We start from the raw sequence: 21,426 nt of genomic DNA, 5'->3' as shown, positions 1-21,426 counted from the left end.
TGTTCTATTTTTGTTCTTCTTCTGGAGTGCAGGGGAGATGGGGAAATGGCATCACTTGGTAAAACGACGACGTTGGGACCGAATCAGCAGCGCTCGGTAAACTGGTTCGGCCGTTCGGGCCGCGCCTATGGTCTGGTCAGCGAAAGTCTTGAGCAATTTCGCCTGGCCGAACGCGAGCTTTATCTGATCGCCAAGGGCAGTCTGGTGCTTTGGGTAGGCTCGGTTGCCGAGTTGGTCGTTGACCCGATGAGCCGCACCCGCTTCAAGCTCGCGCTTGATTGCGCCGACCGTGCCTTTCGGCTGGCAACCCCGCGCGATGACGTTGAGCGCATGACCACCATTTGGGATCTTGAAGGCGCCGAGCCCGAAACGCGCCGTTCAGCGGCTGCCTAATCAGGACGGCGGCCGAGTAACCTGACCAGCGCGTCCAGCGTCCGGTCACCAATACCCAGTTCGCGCAAATGCTGGGCGGTATTGAGCACGTAATCAATATTGGGGCCCGATTGGCCGATTGCCAGCCGCACCATTTCGGCCTGCGCCACCAGGCTAAGCTTGCCCGCATATTGCACGTGATGTTCATCAACCAGATAAGTCACCGCGCGCATTCGCCCGCCGCTCGCCAGACAGATCGGGCGTTCCGCCTCCCGGTAAACATGGGTTATCAGCTCCCGCGCCCGCAAATACCCGATCGTTTCGTCCCACTGATCTGCAGCCACTTCAAACGCCATTCCCCGGCACGAACCACCCCGCGCCAGCCCGAAAACCAGTCCCGGCTGCGCCTCGGTACCCCGATAATGATGGGAATAGACGCTCAGGCTGCGATGGGCACCCCATAGCGTTGCCCGTTCGGCCCGCAAAAAAGCAAAGCCCGGATTCCAGATCAGTGATCCGTAGCCAAAAACCCAATAGCTTGTCGAACGGGAAGGTGATTCGCTCATCGCCATAACCTGACCCAATTTCGGGGCAAGGACAGCCCCGGATTGAAAAATCACCGGGTTGGTGCCCGCATCAAGCAAGGCTAATACTACATCATGAAGCGAATCATCTATCTCGGCATCGCCGTATTGGTCGTCGTTCTGGTCTGGACCGGCGGCTGGTTTTATATAGCGGGCGAAATCCGCAAGAATATCGAATTGATGGCCGACGCCGATGGCACCACCGCCCCGATGTTAAGTTGCGGAACCCTTGATATTTCCGGCTATCCCTTCCATTTCAATGCCGATTGCGAAAATGCCAGCCTGCTCAGCGGCGATGTCCTGACAACCATTCCGGGTCTGCGCGTCAGTGCTCAGGTCTACCAGCCCACCCATTTGCTGGCCTCAGCGCTTGGCCCCGTAACGATTTCCGATAATTTCACCGGCTCAAGAAGCGATGTCAACTGGGACGGTCTACAGGCCAGCTTGCGGCTCGAAGGCTGGCGCATCGCCCGCCTCTCCATCATCGCCGACAACCTTGTCTGGACCGACAAACTGTTTGGCCAACCCATCGCCAGTGCCCCGAAAGCCGAATTTCACCTGATCGATATTCCCGAACAATATGATGCCGAACGCGGCACCGCCGCCTTGGCGCTTTATACCGAGGCCCACGATATCGCGGCTCCCGGCCTGACCATCGCCGATGGCACCGCCAGCATCCAGGCCGAGCTTTCGGGCCTGCCCGACGATATCCGCCTGCTGGGCAATCCTGATCTGCTGCGCCAGATGCAGCAGGCCGGTGGCACGCTTAAGCTCATCGATATCACTGCCAGCGACACCGAAACCAGCAAGCTCAGCGCCAGCGGCGAATTGAGCCTTGATCCGCAGGGCTTGCTCAACGGCAATATCGACATCATTTCAACCGGCGTCGTCGAGCGGGTCGGCCCCTTGCTCGAAGAACCCTTCCGCACGCTCACCTTCGGCAATGCTGGTCCCGACGGCAGCTACACCCAAAAACTCAGCGCCCGCAGCGGCGGCATCTTTTCGGGACTGGTGCCCATCTCGAGCGTCCCGCCATTATTCTGAAGCCTAAGCGTCGTGCGGAAAAGTGGGAACCGGTTTTCCGCAAAAAACGACGCGACACTAGGAATTAGAGCGCAAGTTCCGATTTTATCGAAACGCCCGGCGCTCTAAGCGTCGTCGCCCCCGCCGTGATCGCGCACCGCGCTAACCGGCGTGGGGTCGCTGTCGCTCTGGTGCGGGCGACCAAAATCGGGCGCTGCCGTTTCCTGCCCCGCATCAATGACCGAACGGCGAATGGCGCGGGTGCGGGTAAACATCGCCTCAAGCGCATCGCCATCCCCCGTGCGCACCGCGCGCTGTAACACCGACAAATCCTCGGAAAACCGCCCCAGCATTTCCAGAACCGCATCGCGATTTGTCAGGAATACATCGCGCCACATCACCGGGTCAGAAGCCGCAATTCGGGTAAAATCGCGAAATCCCGACGCTGAAAACTTGATGACCTCGGATTGCGTATCCGCTTCCAGATCCGCCACGGTCCCTACGATATTATAAGCCACCAGATGCGGAATATGGCTGGTTATCGCCAAAACCATATCATGGTGCGCCGGGTCCATGGTTTCGACCTGACTGCCCATGCCACGCCAGAACTTTGTCAGCTTTTCAACATCGACGGACCGCGCCTCGGCATCAGGCGTCAGGACGCACCAGCGCCCCACAAACAATTCAGCAAACCCCGCCTTGGGGCCCGAATGTTCGGTCCCGGCCAGCGGATGCCCCGGAATAAAACTCACCCCCTTGGGCACCATCGGCGCCAAAGTCTTGTGCACAAAGCCTTTAACCGACCCCACATCGGAAAAGATCGCCCCCGGCGCCAAGGCCGGTGCGATGGCCCGCATCACCGATTCATAGGCCCCCACCGGCACGCAAAGGATAACCAGATCCGCCCCGCGCACAGCTTCGGCCGCGTCCAGCGTATAAACATCACCCAGTTCAAGCGCCCGCGCCTCATCCAGCGTCTCGCTTTTGCGTGTGGCAATGGCGATGGCATCAACCAGCCCGTACCGCCGCGCTGCCAGCGCAATTGACGAGCCGATCAACCCAATGCCGATCAGGGCTAGTTTTTTGAACGGCGCACTCATCAACCAAACACCATATTCTTGAGAACATCGGCAACCGCACGCATCGCTGCTTCCGGACCGATGGAAATGCGCAAGCCATTGGCAATGCCATAGGAGGAGCCAACCTGGCGAACAATCAGCCCCTTGGCTAACAGCGCCTCAAACGCAGCATCCGCATGCGCCGGCTCGGCAAACAGCACCATGATAAAATTGGCCTGGCTCGGCACCACCCGCATCTGGTTGCTGCCCAATTGCGCGCTCAACCAGTCGCGCCATTGCGCATTGTAGCGCGCCAGCTTGCGGGTAAAATCCACATCGCGTGTTGCCGCTGCCGCCGCCAACTGTCCGCCCAGATTGACATTGAACGGTCCTCGGATGCGATTGAGCGCATCAGCGACATGGGCAGGCCCATAAAGCCAGCCGACCCGCGCCGCCGCCAATCCCATCTTTGAAAACGTCCTGACCATCACCACATTGTCAGCGCGCTCAACCAGATCCACCCCGACCGAATAATCGCTCGTCGTCACATATTCAGCATAGGCGCTATCAAGCACCAGCAGCACATCGGGCCGCAGCCCCGCCTGCAACCGCCGCACTTCGCTGGCACCAAGATAGGTGCCGGTGGGATTGTTGGGATTGGCCAGAAAAACAATCCGCGTCCGCTCGCTCACCGCCGCGAGAATGGAATCGACACTGGCCACAAAATCACTCTCGGGCGCCATCACGATGCGCCCGCCCGCCGCCTCGGTCACGATCGGATAGACCGAAAACCCATACTGGCTCATCACCGCTTCGTCGCCATCGCCGATATAGCATTGCGCCAGAAGATGCAGCAGATCATCCGAACCATTGCCGCAAACGATCCGTGACCCATCCAGCCCGTGCACTTCAGCCAGCGCTTCACGCAGCACCGCGCTCGAGCCTTCAGGATAAATTTCAAGATGATCGCCAACGCCCTTATAGGCCGCAATAGCCTGCGGCGAGGCGCCCAGCGGGCTCTCATTTGAGGACAGCTTGATCGCCTTCTGCCCCGCCGCCGCCTGCGAGCGACCCGGAACATAGGGGGCAATTTCAAGGATGCCGGGCTGCGGCTTGGGTCGGTTCGTCATCAAAAATTCTTGGGTTGGTAAGGCCGCGCGGACCATAAGCAAAGCCCCTGCGGAACGCAAAGGAAACTGTTTTTCCTCAGGACGACCGCGCCGTCTGCGCGCTCAGTCCCGGAACCCGCACATAGCGCTCGGCCCGCCGCCGCCGTGGGATCGCTGGAAACGCCTGCTTGCGTGCCCGAACGCAGATGACACCCGAAAATGTCGGCCCGAACAGTCGCCCCGCCCGCTCGAAAAATCGCACGGACTTCAGCACCAGCGAGGATTGGAATGGCGGCAGAAATAATCCATCCCGCCACCCCACCGGCACGAATGAATGATCCCGCAACAACTTTTCCAATTGCCCCGCCGAATAGGGATTGCCCTGACCAAACGGCGTGGTGTCGCGTTGCGCCCAAATGCCGCGCCGTCGCGGCACAACTATGATCAATTCGCCATTGGGTGCCGTGATCCGCCACAATTCGCGCATCAATTCCTCCGCATCGGCAATATGCTCGAACGCATGCACCGCAATCGTCAGATCAATCGCTGCGTCAGTCAGCGGCATTTCCAGCGGATCACACAACACCGTATGCGATGGGCCCTCGCGCGGCCAGGCCGAAGCCCCCTGCCGCTGCGGCATGAAGGCGATGACCCGCTCGGCTTTTTCCAGCGTAAAGCGCAGATAGGGCGTCGCAAACCCCAGCCCCAATATCCGCTTGCCCGCAACATCGTCGGCCAGTCCCACGATCTGCTCGCGAACCAGCGTCCGCGAAATGCGGCCCAGCGGGGATTTGTAATACTCAATCAGGCGTTTCACATCGCTGGTCATTCTTCAACTCTGCATGAGCGCACAAAACTTGTCTAATCCGAGCTTGTCATTGTGCGCCCACGTCCCTAGCTTTCAAGCCAAATCGCACGAAAGGATATGCCGCCATGAGTTTGATCGTTGATGTTTTTGAAGCCCGCGACGACAATTATGGCTATCTGGTCCACGACAGCGACACCGGCCGCACTGCCGCCATCGACGCCCCCGAGGCGCGCGCCGTCAAGACCGCGCTGCTGCATCGCGGCTGGACCCTTTCCGATATTTTCATCACCCACCACCACCTTGATCACGTCGAAGCCATCCCCGAACTCAAGCGCGATTTTGAGGTCACCGTCTGGGGCCCCAAGGCCGAAGCCGACAAGATCGAGGGCCTCGACAAACTTCTGGCACCCGGCGATGAGGTCATGCTCGGGCAAACCCGCTTTGATGTGCTGAGCGCCCCCGGCCACACGCTCGGTCACATCGTTTTCCACGACCGCGCCGGCGGCCACCTGTTCTCCGCCGATGCCCTGTTTTCGCTCGGTGTCGGGCGCATGTTCGAAGGCACCCCCGGCCCGATGTGGGAAGCGCTAAAAATCCTGCGCGACCTGCCCGACCGGACCCTGGTCTATTGCGGCCACGAATATACCGCGGCAAATGCCCGCTTCGCCCTCTCGATTGATCCCGAAAACCAGGCGCTCAAGGCCCGCGCCGCCGAAGTGTCCGAACTGCGCGCCGCCGGTCGCTTTACCGTCCCCGCCCTTTTGGGCACCGAAAAACTGGCCAATCCGTTCCTGCGCGCCGACGAACCGGGCCTTGCCGCCCATTTTGGCCTGACCGGCGCACCGCCAGCCGACGTTTTTGCCGCCATCCGCAAGGGCAAGGACAACTTCTAGAGCATCGTGCGAAAAAGTGGGAACCGGTTTTCCGCAAAAAACGACGCGACACCAATAACTAGAGCGCGAGTTCCGATTCTATCGGAACGCCCGCCGCTCTAGCGCTTCGCACCGTCGGCACCGCGCCATCATTGCGCTCTTGGCCCCGAGCGCTTATTTGTGGGCCAGCAAGAGGACGCAATAATGGCTGGTCCATCCCATCGCAGAAATTCAGTTGGTGTCGATATTGGCGGGATCGTCGTCGGCGGTGGTCACCCCATCGTCGTCCAATCAATGACCAATACCGATACCGCCGATATCGAGGCAACCTTCCGTCAGGTGGCCGCGCTCGCCCGTGCCGGGTCCGAATTGGTCCGCATCACCGTTGATCGCGACGAGGCCGCCGCCGCTGTGCCCCACATTCGCGACCGGCTGGATCGCGCCGGCATTACCGTGCCGCTGATCGGCGATTTCCACTATATCGGCCATAAGCTTTTGACCGATCATCCGGCCTGCGCCGAGGCGCTGGCCAAATATCGCATCAATCCAGGCAATGTCGGCTTCAAGGCCAAGCGCGACACCCAGTTCGCCACCCTGATCGAGTTGGCCATGCGCTGGAACAAGCCGGTGCGCATCGGGGTCAATTGGGGATCGCTCGACGAAGAGCTTTTGACCCGCCTGATGGATGAAAATGCCCAGAGCGCCAACCCGGTGACCGCGGCCGCCGTACAGCGCGAAGCCATCATCCAGTCGGCCATCGGGTCGGCCGAACGCGCAGAAGAACTCGGTCTTGGCCGCGACCGGATCATCCTTTCAACCAAGGTCTCGGACGTCCAGCATCTGATCGCGGTTTATCAGGATCTGGCGGCGCGCTGCGATTATGCGCTGCATCTGGGGCTGACCGAAGCGGGCATGGGCACCAAGGGCGTTGTCGCCTCCTCCGCCGCGCTCGGCATTTTGTTGCAACAGGGTATTGGCGACACCGTCCGCATTTCACTCACCCCCGAACCGGGCGGCGACCGCACCACCGAAGTCAGGGTAGCCCAGGAATTGCTGCAAACCATGGGCTTTCGCCAGTTTATTCCGGTGGTTGCCGCCTGCCCCGGCTGCGGGCGCACAACCTCCTCGACTTTCCAGACGCTGGCCAAGGAAATCCAGGACCATCTGTCCGCCTCGATGCCCGAATGGAAAGAGCGCTATCCCGGCGTTGAAGCCATGAGCGTTGCCGTGATGGGCTGCATCGTCAATGGCCCCGGCGAGAGCAAACACGCCAATATCGGCATTTCCCTGCCCGGCACCGGGGAAACCCCCGCCGCCCCGGTATTTGTCGATGGCAAAAAAGTCGCCACCCTGCGCGGCGCCGACGTTGCCGATCAGTTCAAGCAGATGGTTGCCGACTATATCGAAAAAAATTACGGCAAATCTGAAACCATGGCGGCGCAATAGCGTCGCCTCAGATCGATTTCAGCAACACCCGTTTTTCCAGCTTTGCCGCCGCTTCCTTGCGTTCGCTATAGCGCGAGGTCAGATAGTCGCTCGCACCGCGATTGATCAGGGTGAACTTGACCAGTTCTTCCATCACATCGACCACCCGGTCATAAAATGACGAGGGCTTCATCCGCCCGTCTTCTTCGAACTCCTGCCAGGCCTTGGCGACCGAAGACTGGTTGGGAATGGTCAGCATCCGCATCCAGCGCCCGAGAATCCGCATCTGGTTGAGCGCATTGAACGATTGCGAACCGCCCGAGACCTGCATCAGCGCCAGCGTCCGCCCCTGTGTTGGCCGAACCGCACCGCCGGGCAAGGGTATCCAGTCAATCTGCGCCTTGATCGTCGCCGACATGGCTCCGTGCCGTTCAGGGCTAGTCCAAACCTGCCCTTCCGACCACACCATCAGGTCGCGCAATTCCTGCACCTTGGCGTGGCTGGCGTCGGCATCGTCGGGCAACGGCAATCCATTGGCATGAAATATTTGCACCTCCGCGCCGAACGCCTCTAAAAGCCGCCGACCTTCCTCGGTCAGAAACCGACTGTAGCTGCGCTGCCGCAGCGAACCATAAAGCATCAATATGCGCGGCTTGTGCCCGGTTGGTGCAACGCCCAGCCGGGCAGCATCGGGACGTTCAAAAGCGTCCTGGACAATATTGGGCAAATCAGACAATGCGTTGCCCCGCGGCATCAATAATCACCTCGCCATCCTCCTTGGTGAATGGCCCGATATCGGGATTGTCCAGAACATCGAGCACGACTTCGGAAGGCCGACACAGCCTTGTCCCCTTGGGCGCGACTACAAAGGGCCGGTTCAGCAAAATCGGGTGCGCGGCAATGGCCTCAAGCCGCTGTACGTCGGTCACACCTGGCTCGCCCAGCCCCAAATCGGCAAAGGGCGTGCCTTTCTGGCGCAACGCTTTGGCGAGCGTGAGACCCGCATTGCCCACCATTTCGATAATAGTGTCGGCATGGGGTGGCGACCTGAGATACTCAACTACAACGGGTTCCACCCCCGATTGGCGGATCATCGCCAGCGTGTTGCGCGAGGTCCCGCAATCTGGATTATGATAAATCGTGACACTCATGGTTCTACCCGCTTTTGCTCATTGCGGCGCACGGCAGCGCCCGCTTCGTACCAGCCCTTTGAATTATTGACGATCCAGACCACCGAGAGCATGACTGGCACTTCCACCAAAACCCCCACAACCGTTGCCAGCGCCGCGCCCGAATTGAATCCGAACAGGCTGATCGCCGCCGCCACCGCCAGTTCAAAAAAATTCGACGCCCCGATCAGTGCCGATGGACCGGCGACACAATGCTCTTCGCCACTGGCCCGGTTGAGCACATAGGCCAGCCCTGAATTGAAATAGACCTGAATGAGAATGGGCACCGCCAGCAACAGAATGATCAGCGGCTGCGCAATGATCTGCTCGCCCTGAAAACCAAACAGCATCACCAGCGTCAACAAAAGGGCGCCGATCGAAATCGGTTGTAAAACAGCCAGCACCTTGTCGATGGCCACCATCCCACCATTGGCCAAAAGCCACCGCCGCAACATCTGCGCCGCAAGTACCGGCACGACGATATAAAGCGCAACCGACAGCATCAGCGTGTCCCAGGGCACGGTAATGGCCGAAAGACCCAGCAACAGCGCAACCAAAGGCGCAAACGCCACGATCATGATCGCGTCATTGAGCGCCACCTGCGACAGGGTAAAATGCGGCTCCCCCTTGGTTAGGTTGGACCACACAAACACCATCGCGGTACACGGGGCCGCCGCCAGAATGATCAGACCAGCGATATAGCTATCAATCTGCGTTTCGGGCAGAAACGGTCGGAACAACCAGCCGATGAACAACCAACCCAACAGCGCCATCGAAAATGGTTTGACCGCCCAGTTGACGAAAAGCGTCACACCAATGCCGCGCCAGTGTCGTCCAACCTGCTTGAGTGCGGCAAAATCAATTCGCACCAGCATCGGAATGATCATCAGCCAGATCAGTACCGCCATCGGCAGGTTGACTTGCGCATATTCGAGCCCCCCAATGGCCTGAAACAGACCGGGGATAAAATGGCCCGCACCAATGCCCACCACAATGCAGATCGCAACCCAAAGGGTCAGATATCGCTCAAAAATAGTCATGAATTCACTCTAATGGGTATTTTTGGGAGGACTATCGAATCTGACACCGGCTTAGTCGTGCGGGACGTCCCGACCGACCGCGCTTTCCCCGCTGCAGCAAGGTGTCATGGCCGCAATCAACGGCTCACACAATTCAGGCCGTCCCCCGCAACAATCCTGCACCAAAAATGTCGCAAGCTCGCGAACCCGGTCGATCACGGCCCGATAAATGATGGTCCGGCTCTGCCGTTCGGTCTCAACCAGACCCGCCCGCGCCAGAACCGCCAGATGCGTCGACATGGTGTTTTGCGGCACATCCAACAACCGAGCCACGTCGCCCGCTGGAAGCCCCGACGGCCCGTGTTTGACCAACACCCGAAACGCTTCCAGCCGCGTTGATTGCGACAGGGCAGCAAAGACATCAATAGCTTGATTTGATTCCATATATCGAGATTACTCGATATATGGATATTCGTCAAGACGCTCCAAACGCCGAGCTATGCAAAATTGTGGGGTCAAACCAGCGGCGGTTCACACGCATCGACCCAGCGCGCGCCTGTCAACGTTACCAATCTGCTAACACTTAGGCGCACTGAACTATGCGTTGACCCACCTGCGGGGATCACTTCGTCATAGATTTTCAGCGACACGTCAGCATAGATCGGCAATGGCTTGGGCAGCCCGAACGGACAGACGCCGCCGACCTTGTGACCGGTCAACGCCTCCACTTCCTCGGCCCCCAACATGCGTGGTCGCCCACCAAAAGCGGCCTTGGCCTTCTTGTTATCCAACCGTGCATCCCCGCGCGTCACCAGCAGCAGTTTTTCTCCGCCAACCTTGATGCACAGCGTCTTGGCGATCTGTCCCGGCTCCACCCCATGGGCAATTGCGGCCAGCGGCACCGTGGCCGAACTGTCCTCGGTTTCAATCACCTCAATGTCGGGCGCATGCGCTGCAAAATAGGCGCGAACAGAAGCAAGTGTCATGGTTTAGCTCATTCAGCTTTGGCGAGTCGTTTCTCAAAATCTTGACGCATCTTATAGTGTACTGGCGTTGCCAGAACCCGCGCCATATAGTCAGCATCCAGCTCACGTGTACCCTCGTGCGCCATCAGCTCGGCCACAGTCACGCGCGGCCCAGCAAATGGCTTATGTTCTACCTTATCCCCGGCGGTAACCGCCCCGGTCGTCATCACCCGGCAATAGGCGCCCGACCGTCCAGCCGCCAGAAAACGTTTGATAAAACCAGCGTCCCCCATCCGCGCCGCCAGCGTCCGGCAGGGCGTTCGATGACAGGTTATTTCCAGCACCACATCACCGATAATAAAGCGGTCGCCAATCGCAAGGTTATCGCCAATAATTTCCGAAATTGTCAGGTTCTCGCCAAATGTACCGGGCGAAATTGGCGCGTTCAATTCTTGCGTCCACCAATCATAATCGGTATTCAAATAGACATATACAGCCTGATCTACACCGCCATGATGACGGCGATCTAATACGGCGTCGCCTATAACTGCTTCGGCCCCGATCTGAACCGATCCAGACTGCGGGCGCTTGAATATACCGGTTAATCCAGCCTTGGCATCAATTTTTTCAGGCACACCAATATTGACACTGACCAAGTTTGGCATATCAATTCCTCCTGTCGCCAAAATATTTCGCAGTTGCGCGCAAACCATCTGCTTTCGGACCAAAGGTTCTAAGCCCAATCAGCGCGTCATTGACGGTTTTTGCTAAATGTTCGCGCGCGCCATCGACACCAAGTTGCTGCACCAATGTTTGCTTTCCCGCCGCCGCATCTTTTCCGGTCGCCTTGCCCATCGCCTCAGCACTTGCGGTAACATCAAGAATATCGTCCGCCAACTGGAACGCTCGCCCCGCCGCTTCGCTATAAAAGGTTAGCGCCGAAAGTGCACGCGCGTCTGCTCCCCCAATAGCGCGCCCATCCGCACGCTGGCCCGGATCAGGGCGCCGGTTTTCATCGCCTGCATCTGGCTGATATCCTCGGCCTCCAGCGCCGACCGTTCCCCTTCGATGTCCCGCATCTGACCGCCCACCATGCCGCCCGCCCCGCTGCCGCTGGCAAGCTCAGCCACAAGCGCTATGCGCACCGCCGGATCAGGGTGACAATCGGGGTGCGCCAACAGCATAAACGCCAGCGTCTGCAACCCATCGCCAACCAGAATAGCCGTCGCATCGTCATAGGCCTTGTGCACGGTCGGACGTCCGCGCCGCATATCGTCGTCATCCATCGCTGGCAGGTCATCATGCACCAGCGAATAGCAATGCAGCACCTCGACCGCCATGCCCGCCATCAACGCCTGTTCGGGCCGCACCCCAAAAACAGCCGCGGCCTGCCGCACCAACAGGGGTCGCAACCGCTTGCCACCATTAAGGCTGCCATGGCGCATCGCTGCCACCAGCCTGTCAGAAGCGACGCCCGGCCCCGCCAGCCTCTCAGCGGTTACATATTGATCAAGCGCCACCTCGATCGAGCGGGCGCAATCGGCAATGTCGGCATTAAAATCATACATGGCTTGTTGCTAACCAATCGCGCCCCCTCCGGCAATCCATCTTTGACGTTGGTCCGCGCTGTGGCTAGGAACAGCCATGGCTCGAAGAAAACGCACCTCCCGACGCAAGATACTGCAGGCAATGTCCTGGATCGGCATTGTCATAGGCGTACTTGTGGCCATTCCGCTCATTTTAACCCCGCTCTATCTGGTGATTAATCCCCTCTCGGTCCCCATGCTCGAACGCTACGTCACCGGCCGCCCTGTGACCCGCGAATGGCGCGATATCGAGACCATTTCAGATCGCCTCAAGGCAACCGTTATCATGTCCGAAGACGGCCAGTTCTGCCGCCATTGGGGCGTCGATCTGGCGGCCCTTCGCGATGAAATCAATAATCTGATGGCTGGCGAAAAGACCCGCGGCGCCTCGACATTGACCATGCAGGTTGCCCGCAACCTATTCCTGACCAACGCCCGTAACCCATTGCGAAAACTGCTCGAAATCCCCCTGGCCATCTACGTCGACCTGATCATACCCAAAAAACGAATCATGGAAATCTACCTCAATATCGCCGAATGGGGCCCGGACGGGCAGTTCGGGATCGTGGCTGGAACCGAGGCCGCCTTTGGCGACGATGCCACCGCCATGACCTGGCGCCGGGCAGCCCTGATGACCACTGCTCTCCCCAACCCGCTTTTGCGCCGTCCCGCGATGCCCTCATCCGGCATGAACCGCATTGCCACGATCCTGATCAACCGCACGCGCGAGTACGGTCAGCGCGCCGCCTGTGTTGCCAGCGGCACCAAGCTGGCGCTATAAGCGGGATGAACGCCAAATCTGCTGCAAAATCCTCTAGCCAAGCGGGGGATTGTGCTCTATAGACGGCGCCAATCCCTACAGAGCTTACGTCTCTGGGCCGCGCTTTGGCGGCGCAACGATATTGAATTCGGAGTTACAAACATGGCAGTGCCAAAACGAAAGACCTCGCCGATGAAGCGCGGCTTCCGCCGCTCGGCCGATGCACTTTCCGCCTCATCCTATGTTGAAGACAAGGATTCTGGCGAGCTGCGCCGTCCGCATCACGTCGACCTCAAGACCGGCATGTACCGCGGTCGTCAGGTTCTCGACGCCAAAAAGAACTAGAATCGACGCGCCATTTTGCGCCCGTAATCAAAAATTTGCAGCGGTCGGTCCTTACGAGGGCTGGCCGTTTGCGTATGCCTGCGTCCTAACTCCACTGGAGATTTCCCATGACCATGCGTGTTGAATCGGATCTCGATGGGCACCATCAACGTCCCGACCGCCAAATATTATGGCGCCCAGACCGCGCGGAGCCTGGCCAATTTCGATATCGGCAGCGAACGCATGCCCAAGGAAATCGTCACTGCTTTCGGTATTCTCAAGAAAGCTGCTGCCCTTGCCAATCACAAGCTCGGCTTGATGGACAAGGCCACCTGCGACCTGGTTGTTGCTGCGGCCGACGAAGTCATTTCAGGCAAGCTCGATGATCATTTCCCGCTGGTTGTCTGGCAGACCGGTTCGGGCACCCAGTCCAACATGAACGTCAACGAGGTGATCTCCAACCGCGCCATTGAAATGGCTGGCGGCACCATGGGTTCAAAAAACCCGTGCACCCCAACGACCACGTAAATATGAGCCAGTCGTCCAACGACACTTATCCCACGGCAATGCATATCGCGGCGGTTGAAGCGTTGGAAAACTACTTGTTCCCGCGCATCGATACCCTGCGCAACACGCTGGCTGCCAAGGCCGAAGAATTCATGGACGTGGTCAAAATTGGCCGCACCCACTTGCAGGACGCGACCCCGATTACGCTGGGGCAGGAAATGAGCGGCTGGGTCGCCCAGCTTGATCTTGCCGTCAAGGCGATAAAGGCCACCATTCCCCAATTGCACGAACTGGCGCTGGGCGGCACGGCCGTCGGCACCGGGCTCAATGCGCACCCCCAATATGGACAGACGGTCGCTGGTGAAATCGCCGAGCTCACCGGTCAAACCTTTGTCACCGCCCCAAACAAATATGCTGTTATGGCCGGACACGACGCCTTCGTGGGCACGTCTGGTGCGCTCAAGCAATTGGCCGCCGCCCTGATGAAAATTGCCAACGACGTGCGCTGGCTCGCCTCGGGGCCACGGTCGGGTCTCGGTGAACTGTCCATTCCCGAAAACGAACCCGGCTCATCGATCATGCCCGGCAAGGTCAATCCAACCCAGTCCGAGGCGATGACCATGGTCGCGGTGCAGGTGATGGGCAATGACGCCGCCATCGGCTTTGCCGCCAGTCAGGGTAATTTCGAACTGAACGTTTTCAAGCCCGTGATCGCTTACAACTTCCTGCAATCGGTCCGCTTGCTGGCTGATGCGGCGCGCTCGTTCAATGACAATTGCGCCATCGGTATTGAGCCCAATCGCGAACGCATTACCGAACTGGTCGACAAGTCGCTGATGCTGGTGACGGCACTCAACCGCAAGATCGGCTACGACAACGCCGCTAAAATTGCCAAGAACGCCCACAAAACCGGATCAACCCTCAAGGAATCTGCGATCTCACTGGGTCTGTTGACCGCCGAGGAGTTTGACGCCGAGGTCAAACCCGCCAACATGGTCGGTCCGCTAAAACTCAAAAATTAGCGGACCGCCGACGGTGCGCCAGATATTGGGTATCGGCAAACGCGCCGCTATTCCCCCGGTTTCGATCGCGGGCGCTGGTCGCGACGTGACCTGACGATGCGTTAGACGACAACCATTTTCCGATAACCCTGTGGCATGCGTAAAACAGCAATCTGCGCCCCATTGGTATAGGCGGTAACCGCAGGGTTGGCCGACCGCATCAATTTCTGTTCCGACTGGCGCCGCCCGATCAGCAATTGACTGACGAATGCCGCCGTCGTTTCACTGCGCTTGAGCGAAGGTCGCGGCCGCTGGGCCTCAATCACCATCGGCAGGCCCGGTGTCAAATTGGAACGCTTTATGCGATTGATCTCGGTCATGGTGGCTCACCTGTGCCAGAATGGGGCAATTGTCTCGAATTGAAACAGAACGAACGCCGTTCTACCCATTAAGTGGCAAGCCGCGTGCCAAACGTAAACCTTTTGTTAATCTTTTCCCGCTCGACACACTTTCGTGGTTAAGAACCGCGCCCTCTTGATCGCGCCCGATAGGACACCATGTAATCAGCATGATGAAAAACCTTGGTCGCTCCGCATTCGCCCGCATCATCCTGTTCCGCAAGGAAGTCGTGACGCTCTATCACGCCTTTCTCGACCCGTTGACGCCGGCCTATCTCAAGTTTTCCATGATCGGCGTGCTGTTCTATCTTCTCAGCCCCATCGATCTGGTGCCCGATTTCATCCCGGTTCTGGGATGGATTGACGACGCCCTGCTGGTGCCAATGATGGTGAGCTGGATCGTCTCGCGCCTACCGGTCAAGGCAACGGTAAATGCCACCTATCGGCACCGCCGCTAGTCCAGTCGCGCCAAAGCCCCGGTTGGCCAAAAGCGGGCCGCCGGTTGATCCCCAAAAATTTTGCCGCGTTGAGCGGCCAGGGCGAGACCTTGTCTCGTCGCGGGTCTTCCGCAGTTTTGAGTGAGACCAGGTCTCGCCCCAGCGGCCGGATTTTTTATTCCATAGAGGCGCTTGGCGGGTAACGGCCATGATCCCGCGTTGTCGCTGCACCTGTCTTGGCGCTGCAGCGCTCAACGTTATCCCGGCGAGGGAAGATAACGGGGCACCAAAATAGAACCTGGGCCCAAACGACTTCGGACCCCCGACCACCCCGCACTCATCACTCGTCATGATCGCGCTCTGGCGCAAGGCTGGGATGGATTATGCGGGAGTGGTGAGGGGGCGGGGATATCTTTTTGTTTTTGGTTTTTGGGTTGGGTGGTGGTTGTTGGCGAGAACATCCCAGAGTCAGCGTATCATGCCCGCGACACTACCTACTGTGGCCCACCGTCCACCACTGCGTGTCATCCCCGCGAAAGCGGGGATCCATTGTGAGAATTCGGGATAGTGGGTCGACAGGCGATCTGGCGGGCGGAGAAATTTCACGATGGGCCCCGGGTCAAGCCCGGGGTGACAGTTGGTGGGTGAGGAGAGGGAGCGTAGGGGCGCTGCCGGGCCTGCCGGCAGCGCTTCAGAACATGCAAGTGTCAGGGGTCGAACCCGCTATTCGAAGCGGATCAGCAGATCCTTGGCATCAATTTGATCGCCCGGTTTGACCAATACCTCGGCAACCACGCCATCGGCCTCGGCATGGATAGCCGTTTCCATTTTCATCGCTTCGATCGAACACAATACATCGCCAGCAATGATCTTCTGGCCCTGTTTGACCGCCAGCCCCGAGATGACACCCGGCATCGGCGCTCCAACCTGCTTGGCATCACCGAGTGCCGCCTTGGGCCGCGCCACGATCTCGCCAGCCATCAGGCGGTCGGGCACCGTTATGGTGCGCGGCTGACCGTTCAGGTCAAAGAATACCCGAACCTGTCCCTTTTCGTTGGTTTCGGCGCGACCGAGATATTGCAGGACCAGCGTCTTGCCTTTTTCCAGATCAACCAGAAGTTCTTCGCCTTCCTTAAGCCCATAAAAATAGACCGGGGTCGGCAACACTTCGGTGGGACCGTACGCATCCTGGGTCTTGGCGAAATCCACAAAGACCTTGGGATACATCAAGTAGGATGCCAGTCGGAAATCGTCGATTGCCATGTCGCTGGCTTCAGCGGCCTTGACGCGTTCGGCCTCAAGATCAACATCGTCCAGATACGACCCTGGCCGATTGGTAAGGGGCTTCTTGCCCTTGAGCACTTTCTCCTGCAACGCCTTTGGAAAGCCGCCGGGGGGTTGGCCCAGATCACCGGCAAAGAACCCGACGACCGAATCCGGAAAGGCCACATCGCGGCGCGGATCTTCAACGTCAGCCCGGCTCAATCCCGACGAAACCATCGCCAATGCCATGTCACCGACAACCTTGGAGCTTGGCGTCACCTTGACGATGTCACCAAACATCTGGTTGACGTCAGCATAGGTCTGCGCGACTTCATGCCAACGGGTTTCAAGGCCCAAAGAACGCGCCTGTTCCTTGAGATTGGTAAACTGCCCGCCCGGCATTTCATGCAGATAGACTTCAGAGGCGCCGCCCTTGAGATCACTTTCAAAGGCTCGATATTGCGTGCGCACGGCCTCCCAATAAAACGAAATTTGCCGAATGGCCTTGGCATCCAGACCCGCGTCGCGTTCGCCATCGGCAATCGCGGCGACAAGCGATCCAAGCGTTGGCTGGCTGGTGGTGCCCGAAAGGGCATCCATGGCCGCATCCACAGCATCAACCCCGGCATCGACAGCGGCCAGAACCGTCGCTGCCGCTGCCCCAGATGTGTCATGAGTGTGCAGATGGATTGGCAAGTCGGTTTCCGACTTGAGCGTCTCGATAAGCTTTTTGGCCGCCGCTGGCTTGAGCAACCCGGCCATATCCTTAAGGCCAAGCACATGGGCGCCAGCCGCTTCCAGCTCGCGCGCCAAGCCGACATAATATTTTAGATCATATTTGGCCCGATCCGGGTCCAGAACATCGCCGGTATAGCAGATAACGCCCTCGGCAACCTTGTTGGCCTCAAGCACCGCATCCAGCGATACGCGCATGTTTTCAACCCAGTTCAAGCAGTCGAAAACACGGAAAATATCGACCCCGCCGCGCGCCGCCTCTGCAACGAAAAACTTGACCACATTATCGGGATAGTTGGTGTAGCCCACCCCGTTTGAGCCGCGCAGCAGCATTTGGGTCAAAATGTTGGGCGCGCCTTCACGCACCTGCGCCAAGCGCTCCCACGGATCTTCATTGAGGAAGCGCATCGCAACGTCGAACGTCGCCCCGCCCCAGCATTCAAGCGAGAACAGATTGGGCAGACCGCGCGAGTAAGCCTGGGCGATACGCGTAATATCAAACGAGCGCATGCGGGTGGCCAAAAGCGACTGATGTGCGTCGCGCATTGTGGTGTCCGTAAACAGCACGCGCTTCTGCTCTTTCATCCAATTGGCCAACCCCTTTGGCCCTTGGCTGTCGAGCACCTGGCGGCTGCCCCCGATTGTGGCCAGAGGCGCAAATTCAGGCACAATCGGTGCGGCAGCATCGGCGGGTGGCCGTGGCCGATCCCGCGCCTCGGGATGCCCATTGATCGTGACATCCGCAATATAGGTCAAAAGCTTTGTCGCCCGATCCTTGCGGCGCTTGAGATCGAACAATTCCGGCGTCGTATCGATAAACCGTGTCGTATAGCGATTTTCTATAAAGTCGGGGTGGGTAATGATGTTTTCGAGAAACGCCAGATTGGTTGCGACCCCACGAATGCGGAACTCGCGTAGCGCGCGATGCATCCGACTAATCGCCTCGTCGGCTGTCGGCGCCCAACAGGTGACCTTTTCCAAAAGCGGGTCATAATAGCGCGTGATCACCGCCCCGGCATAGGCCGTGCCGCCATCAAGTCGCACACCGAAACCGGTGGCGGCGCGATAAGCAGTAATCCGGCCATAATCAGGAATGAAGTTTTCTTCCGGGTCTTCCGTGGTCACGCGGCACTGAATGGCATTGCCATTGAGCCGGATATTTTCCTGCAATGGCACGCCCGATTCAGGGGTACCAATTACCGCCCCGTCAAGCAGCTTGATCTGGGCCTTGACGATATCGATGCCGGTAACCTCTTCGGTGACCGTATGTTCCACCTGAATGCGGGGATTGACTTCGATGAAGTAAAACTCATCGGTGTCGGCATCCATCAAAAACTCGACCGTACCCGCACCACGATAATTGGCGGCCTTGCCCAGCTTCAGGGCAGCATCAGTCAGACCCTTGCGCACCGTGTCGTTGAGATAGGGCGCTGGCGCGCGCTCCACCACTTTCTGATTGCGCCGCTGCACCGAGCAATCCCGCTCAAACAGATGCACCAGATTACCGTGATCGTCGCCGATCAACTGCACCTCGACATGGCGGGCCCGCTCCACCAACTTTTCGAGATACATTTCGTCCTTGCCAAACGCCGCCTTGGCCTCGCGCTTGCCTTCGGAAACTTCCGATTTCAACTCCTTGGCCGAACGGATAGTGCGCATGCCGCGCCCGCCGCCGCCCCAACTGGCCTTGAGCATCAGCGGATAGCCGACCTTTTCGGCCATGCGTGCCACTTCATCCATGTCTTCGGGCAGCGGATCGGTTGCTGGCACAACCGGCACATCCGAAGCAACGGCCATGGCGCGGGCCGCAACCTTATTGCCCAGATCGCGCATGGTTTGGGCGCGCGGCCCGATAAAGATGATCCCGGCCGCTTCGCACGCATCGGCAAATTCAGGGCTTTCCGACAACAGCCCATAACCGGGATGGATCGCATCCGCCCCCGAAAGCCGAGCAATGCGCAAATATTCATCGATCTGCAAATAGGCCTCGACCGGCCCCTTCCCCTTGCCGATCAGATAGGCTTCATCCGCCTTGAACCGATGCAGCGCCAGTTTGTCTTCTTCTGCAAACGCCGCGACGGTTTTCAAGCCAAGCTCGTTGGCTGCCCGAAACACACGGATGGCAATTTCAGAACGGTTGGCGACAAGTATTTTCTTGATGGGCATCAATTACTATCCGAGCAGGAGGGATAAAAGCAGCCGCCGGTAGCCACGCCAGAGTAGCGGACCGGCGCCGTAAAAATTCAGTTCTGGCCGAGATGGCCGGCCAGATGAGACATGTCATATCCGGCGTCAGCGGCCTGGGCGACGATATCCTTGGCATCCATTACGCCAGCCTGCGACAGCGCCCAAAGCGTTGTTGAGCGGGTTCCCGACCGACAATAGCAAAACACCGGGCCGCTGCTCCCCTCCAGAGCGGCCTTGGTTTTTTCCACCATATCGGGGGAAACGCCCTCGCGTCCGAGCGGGATGGCAACATAATCAAGCCCCGCAGCTTTGGCAGCCGCTTCGATTTCAGCCCCGCTCGGCTGATCCGGTGACTCCCCATCCGGACGATTATTGACGATAGCAACGAAGCCGGCGGCCTTGAGCGATGCAACGTCGCTGGGTTGGATTTGCCCCGAAACACTGACGTTGTCGTTGATCCGCTTTAATTCCAAGGCAAAACTCCTGCTGCCGATATTAATGCTGGGCCCTTTATATCCACCCACTGGTCCCCAAGGCAACTGCAACCATTGGTCAACACAGCCAGGACTGGCACAATTGGCTTGTCCTATTGACCCGTTGAACCAACCCACCCGCTCCAGATGTCGCCACGTTCAGCCACGAACTGATCAGCAACACTCTCAACACTGGCGCCCGGCGCGTTCAACGCCATCAATAATACGCTCATTTCACTGGTCGGCAGGATGGCACGGGTGAAATAGGCAGCAATGCCTGGCGCGTCGGTGAACACCCATTCGGACAACGCGATCATGACGCTTTCTGGCGCGAACGAAGAAGGCACGGGATCAGCACAACTGCTTTGGGCCAGGCATTTGAAGGCTTCCTCGTTATAGGGCCCCAGATTAACCGGGCTAAAATTGAACTGTGCCAGGACAGCGTTGGGTTGCCAATAATACAGCAGCACCGGATCGCGTTTGCTCACGGCCTCGGCGATCAAACTATCCATGGCAAACCGATTGGCGGGTGTCACAATGTCGACCAAATCCTCAATACCCAGCGCCCGAACAAGATTTTGGTTGATGATGCGACACCCCCAATCGGTCGGGCATGAGATCAGGGTTATCTTTTGCCCCCCGGCAATTTCGGGCAGGATTGCTGACAGCTTTGCGGCATCAACAATGTCGGGATAGGCCGCAACCAGATAGCTGGGCGCATACCAACCCTCAAAAACCTGATCACTGTAAGTGGTGGCCGCCGGGCGCACCATCTGCGCCTTGATTGCCCCGTTCCAGACATCCGATATGCGCGTCACCCACATTTCAGGCGCAACCGCCGGTTGCCCGGTCGAGCCCATTGACGAGCCGGTGGTTGCCAGATCGCCGGGTACCACCTGAACCTTGCAGTCAAATGCCCTGGTCAGGACACGGGCATGAATTTCGGCCATCAGCGCCGCCGACGACCAGCCCATTCGGGCAATATTGATGGGTTTTGTGCCGCAAATCGGTGGCGGCGCGGCCGGATCATCAGGTGCGGGCGCATTGGTCGCGGACCCTGACGCGTCCTGAGCCTGATCCAGCACCGTAAATTCGGCTTGCGCAAAGCTCGCCGGGATCGCCAGCAATACCGCCAGCACCACCAAACCATAACGAAGCGTTCCCAGCATATATCTTGTCCACGCCACCAAATCAGAGTGCAAGCTTAGCGGTCCTGCCCCCGTTAAGCAATCGAGTCGGTGATTTGACCAGATGATCAATACCGGGTGACTCATACTTGAAAATTATGCAATATCGCCTCCAGCGGGGCACAGGTCGTGCCCCCAATGCTTGTCGGACAGCTGCAGAGATG

21 protein-coding genes and 2 pseudogenes are annotated in these 21,426 nt (G+C 58.7%); 8 read left to right on the top strand and 15 right to left on the bottom strand.

The genetic code is table 11. From position 1 onward, the window contains the following. Positions 1–45: 45 nt before the first annotated feature. Positions 46–393: a hypothetical protein gene (locus PSQ90_RS09770; protein ID WP_282210138.1), complete on the top strand. Its 348-nt coding sequence runs from the start codon at positions 46–48 to the stop codon at positions 391–393. Here the strand turns inward: PSQ90_RS09770 and PSQ90_RS09765 are convergent. Further along, positions 390–938 (bottom strand): gamma-glutamylcyclotransferase, encoded by a 549-nt coding sequence (locus PSQ90_RS09765; protein ID WP_328517496.1) that lies wholly within the window; start codon positions 936–938, stop codon positions 390–392. The genes PSQ90_RS09770 and PSQ90_RS09765 overlap by 4 nt on opposite strands. A 93-nt stretch (positions 939–1,031) precedes the next feature. Here PSQ90_RS09765 and PSQ90_RS09760 point away from each other — a divergent pair, with 93 nt between their 5' ends. Next, positions 1,032–2,000: a DUF2125 domain-containing protein gene (locus PSQ90_RS09760; protein ID WP_282210136.1), complete on the top strand. Its 969-nt coding sequence runs from the start codon at positions 1,032–1,034 to the stop codon at positions 1,998–2,000. A 104-nt stretch (positions 2,001–2,104) separates the two neighbouring features. Here PSQ90_RS09760 and PSQ90_RS09755 read toward each other — a convergent pair whose 3' ends face one another. The 3 genes from PSQ90_RS09755 to PSQ90_RS09745 all read right to left on the bottom strand — a co-directional run bounded on the left by PSQ90_RS09755 (position 2,105) and on the right by PSQ90_RS09745 (position 4,975). Then, positions 2,105–3,079 (bottom strand): prephenate/arogenate dehydrogenase family protein, encoded by a 975-nt coding sequence (locus tag PSQ90_RS09755; protein WP_282210135.1) that lies wholly within the window; start codon positions 3,077–3,079, stop codon positions 2,105–2,107. Beyond that, a complete protein-coding gene (locus PSQ90_RS09750; protein WP_282210134.1) occupies positions 3,079–4,167 on the bottom strand; it encodes a pyridoxal phosphate-dependent aminotransferase in 1,089 nt (362 codons plus the stop codon). Before PSQ90_RS09750 ends, PSQ90_RS09755 begins: the two co-directional genes overlap by 1 nt. Before the next feature lie 76 nt (positions 4,168–4,243). Continuing rightward, the gene (locus PSQ90_RS09745) at positions 4,244–4,975 is read right to left on the bottom strand and encodes a class I SAM-dependent methyltransferase (RefSeq protein ID WP_282210133.1); all 732 of its coding nucleotides are present in this window, start codon (positions 4,973–4,975) and stop codon (positions 4,244–4,246) included. Between the two features lie 104 nt (positions 4,976–5,079). Here PSQ90_RS09745 and gloB point away from each other — a divergent pair, with 104 nt between their 5' ends. Both gloB and ispG read left to right on the top strand, forming a co-directional pair. Beyond that, positions 5,080–5,847 carry a hydroxyacylglutathione hydrolase gene (gene gloB, locus PSQ90_RS09740; RefSeq protein ID WP_282210132.1) on the top strand — a complete coding sequence of 256 codons (768 nt, stop codon included), beginning with the start codon at positions 5,080–5,082 and terminating at the stop codon, positions 5,845–5,847. A 183-nt stretch (positions 5,848–6,030) separates the two neighbouring features. After that, positions 6,031–7,272 carry a flavodoxin-dependent (E)-4-hydroxy-3-methylbut-2-enyl-diphosphate synthase gene (gene ispG, locus PSQ90_RS09735; protein WP_282210131.1) on the top strand — a complete coding sequence of 414 codons (1,242 nt, stop codon included), beginning with the start codon at positions 6,031–6,033 and terminating at the stop codon, positions 7,270–7,272. Positions 7,273–7,279: 7 nt separating this feature from the next. Here the strand turns inward: ispG and arsH are convergent, their stop codons facing one another. The 7 genes and pseudogenes from arsH to PSQ90_RS09700 form a co-directional block, all read right to left on the bottom strand. Continuing rightward, a complete protein-coding gene (gene arsH, locus PSQ90_RS09730) occupies positions 7,280–8,005 on the bottom strand; it encodes an arsenical resistance protein ArsH (protein ID WP_282210130.1) in 726 nt (241 codons plus the stop codon). Continuing rightward, positions 7,980–8,402 (bottom strand): arsenate reductase (glutaredoxin), encoded by a 423-nt coding sequence (arsC, locus tag PSQ90_RS09725; RefSeq protein ID WP_282210129.1) that lies wholly within the window; start codon positions 8,400–8,402, stop codon positions 7,980–7,982. The genes arsH and arsC overlap by 26 nt, the downstream gene beginning before the upstream one ends. Further along, positions 8,399–9,460, bottom strand: coding sequence for an ACR3 family arsenite efflux transporter (arsB, locus tag PSQ90_RS09720; RefSeq protein ID WP_282210128.1), 1,062 nt, complete (start codon positions 9,458–9,460; stop codon positions 8,399–8,401). The genes arsC and arsB overlap by 4 nt, the downstream gene beginning before the upstream one ends. A gap of 51 nt (positions 9,461–9,511) precedes the next feature. After that, a complete protein-coding gene (locus PSQ90_RS09715) occupies positions 9,512–9,883 on the bottom strand; it encodes an ArsR/SmtB family transcription factor (RefSeq protein WP_282210127.1) in 372 nt (123 codons plus the stop codon). Positions 9,884–9,954: 71 nt separating this feature from the next. After that, positions 9,955–10,425: a YbaK/EbsC family protein gene (locus tag PSQ90_RS09710; protein ID WP_282210126.1), complete on the bottom strand. Its 471-nt coding sequence runs from the start codon at positions 10,423–10,425 to the stop codon at positions 9,955–9,957. Between the two features lie 8 nt (positions 10,426–10,433). Then, positions 10,434–11,069, bottom strand: coding sequence for an MOSC domain-containing protein (locus PSQ90_RS09705; protein ID WP_282210125.1), 636 nt, complete (start codon positions 11,067–11,069; stop codon positions 10,434–10,436). Between the two features lies 1 nt (position 11,070). After that, positions 11,071–11,849: pseudogene (locus tag PSQ90_RS09700) on the bottom strand (polyprenyl synthetase family protein). A gap of 199 nt (positions 11,850–12,048) precedes the next feature. On the opposite strand from PSQ90_RS09700, the gene PSQ90_RS09695 reads away from it, so the two are divergent. From PSQ90_RS09695 to fumC, 3 genes and pseudogenes are all read left to right on the top strand, one after another. Continuing rightward, complete coding sequence (locus PSQ90_RS09695; RefSeq protein ID WP_282210124.1) at positions 12,049–12,771, top strand: transglycosylase domain-containing protein; 723 nt, start codon at positions 12,049–12,051, stop codon at positions 12,769–12,771. A gap of 141 nt (positions 12,772–12,912) precedes the next feature. Next, entirely contained in the window at positions 12,913–13,095 is a 183-nt protein-coding gene (gene rpmF, locus PSQ90_RS09690; RefSeq protein ID WP_282210123.1) for a 50S ribosomal protein L32, read from the top strand. Between the two features lie 135 nt (positions 13,096–13,230). Further along, positions 13,231–14,603 (top strand): annotated as a pseudogene (gene fumC, locus PSQ90_RS09685) (class II fumarate hydratase). 101 nt (positions 14,604–14,704) lie between these two features. Here the strand turns inward: fumC and PSQ90_RS09680 are convergent. After that, complete coding sequence (locus PSQ90_RS09680) at positions 14,705–14,962, bottom strand: hypothetical protein (protein WP_282210122.1); 258 nt, start codon at positions 14,960–14,962, stop codon at positions 14,705–14,707. A 188-nt stretch (positions 14,963–15,150) separates the two neighbouring features. Between PSQ90_RS09680 and PSQ90_RS09675 the strand changes: the two genes are divergently transcribed. Next, positions 15,151–15,438 (top strand): YkvA family protein, encoded by a 288-nt coding sequence (locus PSQ90_RS09675; RefSeq protein WP_282210121.1) that lies wholly within the window; start codon positions 15,151–15,153, stop codon positions 15,436–15,438. Positions 15,439–16,140: 702 nt separating this feature from the next. Here PSQ90_RS09675 and pyc read toward each other — a convergent pair. From pyc to PSQ90_RS09660, 3 genes are all read right to left on the bottom strand, one after another. Next, entirely contained in the window at positions 16,141–19,581 is a 3,441-nt protein-coding gene (gene pyc, locus PSQ90_RS09670; protein ID WP_282210120.1) for a pyruvate carboxylase, read from the bottom strand. A 77-nt stretch (positions 19,582–19,658) separates the two neighbouring features. After that, positions 19,659–20,075 (bottom strand): TIGR01244 family sulfur transferase, encoded by a 417-nt coding sequence (locus tag PSQ90_RS09665; protein WP_282210119.1) that lies wholly within the window; start codon positions 20,073–20,075, stop codon positions 19,659–19,661. A gap of 113 nt (positions 20,076–20,188) precedes the next feature. After that, the gene (locus tag PSQ90_RS09660; RefSeq protein ID WP_282210118.1) at positions 20,189–21,244 is read right to left on the bottom strand and encodes a glycine betaine ABC transporter substrate-binding protein; all 1,056 of its coding nucleotides are present in this window, start codon (positions 21,242–21,244) and stop codon (positions 20,189–20,191) included. Between the last annotated feature and the right edge of the window lie 182 nt (positions 21,245–21,426).

The sequence above is a fragment of the Devosia rhodophyticola genome, from assembly GCF_028816475.1.
Taxonomy (GTDB): Bacteria; Pseudomonadota; Alphaproteobacteria; order Rhizobiales; family Devosiaceae; genus Devosia; species Devosia rhodophyticola.
The sequence above is the reverse complement of the archived record's forward strand: the minus strand, read 5'-3'. Positions and strand labels throughout refer to the sequence as shown.

Bases quoted from the DNA above. Each gene is read 5' to 3' on its own strand.
- PSQ90_RS09770 (WP_282210138.1), top strand. From the start codon at position 46: ATGGCATCACTTGGTAAAACGACGACGTTGGGACCGAATCAGCAGCGC.
- PSQ90_RS09765 (WP_328517496.1), bottom strand. From the start codon at position 938: ATGAGCGAATCACCTTCCCGTTCGACAAGCTATTGGGTTTTTGGCTAC.
- PSQ90_RS09760 (WP_282210136.1), top strand. From the start codon at position 1,032: ATGAAGCGAATCATCTATCTCGGCATCGCCGTATTGGTCGTCGTTCTG.
- PSQ90_RS09755 (WP_282210135.1), bottom strand. From the start codon at position 3,079: ATGAGTGCGCCGTTCAAAAAACTAGCCCTGATCGGCATTGGGTTGATC.
- PSQ90_RS09750 (WP_282210134.1), bottom strand. From the start codon at position 4,167: ATGACGAACCGACCCAAGCCGCAGCCCGGCATCCTTGAAATTGCCCCC.
- PSQ90_RS09745 (WP_282210133.1), bottom strand. From the start codon at position 4,975: ATGACCAGCGATGTGAAACGCCTGATTGAGTATTACAAATCCCCGCTG.
- gloB (WP_282210132.1), top strand. From the start codon at position 5,080: ATGAGTTTGATCGTTGATGTTTTTGAAGCCCGCGACGACAATTATGGC.
- ispG (WP_282210131.1), top strand. From the start codon at position 6,031: ATGGCTGGTCCATCCCATCGCAGAAATTCAGTTGGTGTCGATATTGGC.
- arsH (WP_282210130.1), bottom strand. From the start codon at position 8,005: ATGCCGCGGGGCAACGCATTGTCTGATTTGCCCAATATTGTCCAGGAC.
- arsC (WP_282210129.1), bottom strand. From the start codon at position 8,402: ATGAGTGTCACGATTTATCATAATCCAGATTGCGGGACCTCGCGCAAC.
- arsB (WP_282210128.1), bottom strand. From the start codon at position 9,460: ATGACTATTTTTGAGCGATATCTGACCCTTTGGGTTGCGATCTGCATT.
- PSQ90_RS09715 (WP_282210127.1), bottom strand. From the start codon at position 9,883: ATGGAATCAAATCAAGCTATTGATGTCTTTGCTGCCCTGTCGCAATCA.
- PSQ90_RS09710 (WP_282210126.1), bottom strand. From the start codon at position 10,425: ATGACACTTGCTTCTGTTCGCGCCTATTTTGCAGCGCATGCGCCCGAC.
- PSQ90_RS09705 (WP_282210125.1), bottom strand. From the start codon at position 11,069: ATGCCAAACTTGGTCAGTGTCAATATTGGTGTGCCTGAAAAAATTGAT.
- PSQ90_RS09695 (WP_282210124.1), top strand. From the start codon at position 12,049: ATGGCTCGAAGAAAACGCACCTCCCGACGCAAGATACTGCAGGCAATG.
- rpmF (WP_282210123.1), top strand. From the start codon at position 12,913: ATGGCAGTGCCAAAACGAAAGACCTCGCCGATGAAGCGCGGCTTCCGC.
- PSQ90_RS09680 (WP_282210122.1), bottom strand. From the start codon at position 14,962: ATGACCGAGATCAATCGCATAAAGCGTTCCAATTTGACACCGGGCCTG.
- PSQ90_RS09675 (WP_282210121.1), top strand. From the start codon at position 15,151: ATGATGAAAAACCTTGGTCGCTCCGCATTCGCCCGCATCATCCTGTTC.
- pyc (WP_282210120.1), bottom strand. From the start codon at position 19,581: ATGCCCATCAAGAAAATACTTGTCGCCAACCGTTCTGAAATTGCCATC.
- PSQ90_RS09660 (WP_282210118.1), bottom strand. From the start codon at position 21,244: ATGCTGGGAACGCTTCGTTATGGTTTGGTGGTGCTGGCGGTATTGCTG.